Origin of the sequence: Oceanicella sp. SM1341, assembly GCF_003448965.1 — a bacterium.
Classification (GTDB): Bacteria; Pseudomonadota; Alphaproteobacteria; order Rhodobacterales; family Rhodobacteraceae; genus Paroceanicella.
This window is the reverse complement of sequence record NZ_QRGC01000096.1, coordinates 1-823: the sequence shown is the minus strand read 5'-3', so window position 1 is coordinate 823 and position 823 is coordinate 1. Positions and strand designations below refer to the sequence as shown.

Here is an 823-nt window from a genome sequence, read left to right as displayed (position 1 = left end):
GATCATCCGCAGCGTCGCGCGCATCTCGGTGAGCGAGCGGAAGGTCACGCTCTCGCCGTTCAGCGAGGCGCTGCTCACCCCCCGCGCGATCGCGCGCTTCAGCGCATCGCGGTCCTCGGTCGTGAAGGCCATGGTCATCTCCTCAGGAAGCGCATCGTGCTCGGGCCCCGCTGTTGTGGTGGTGCCTCCGGCACGGGTGAACTGGCGCCCCGCTCCGGGGCCTCGGCGGGGGTGTCATCGGTGGCCGGGGCGACCCCCTCCGGCGTGAGCGGCACGGCCCGTGCGTTGTCGGCGCCGAGGCGCGCCCAGTCCGGCGGATCGGCCGGCTCGATCGCCTCGGCGCGCAGCAGGTAGGCGAGTGCGAGCGCGTAGACCGCGAGGTCGAGCGCCTCGTTGCGCTTGCGTCCCGGGCGCAGCTCCCAGCCCTTCGCCCCGCGCCGCTCCGCCGACATCTCCTCGGCCACGTTCGGCGGCAGGTCGCGCAGCAGCCGCAGCGTGCGGGCCCCCTCGTGGCCGCGCAGCAGGGCGGCGCAGATCTCGTCCTTCAGCGCGTCGGTGCTCGCCTGCACCAGAGGCAGGTCGCGGAGCGGCTTGCGCCGCCCGGTGCTGCGCGTCTCGATGAACACCCGCTCGACGCGGTCGCGCCGCTTGCCGCCGATGCCCTTCACCAGGTGCCAGAGGCGGGACGTCCCCTCCCGCCGCCGTGCCCGCCAGAAGGCATAGGCGTTCGGCGTCACCCCCGGCGCACCGCCGCTGTCCACGATCACGCCGACCGGGCGCAGCGCGTGGGCACCGCCCGCCACCGGGAAGCCGCGCTCGGCCA

General features: G+C 75.1%; 2 protein-coding genes. Both read right to left on the bottom strand.

The window, feature by feature from the left end; translation table 11 throughout:
* On the bottom strand, positions 1–132 hold a 132-nt coding region (locus tag D3P35_RS27075), incomplete at its 3' end, for a phage head-tail joining protein (RefSeq protein ID WP_370032672.1).
* A gap of 2 nt (positions 133–134) precedes the next feature.
* Positions 135–823: terminase gpA endonuclease subunit (locus D3P35_RS25895; protein ID WP_198670815.1), on the bottom strand; the 689-nt coding region annotated here is incomplete at its 5' end.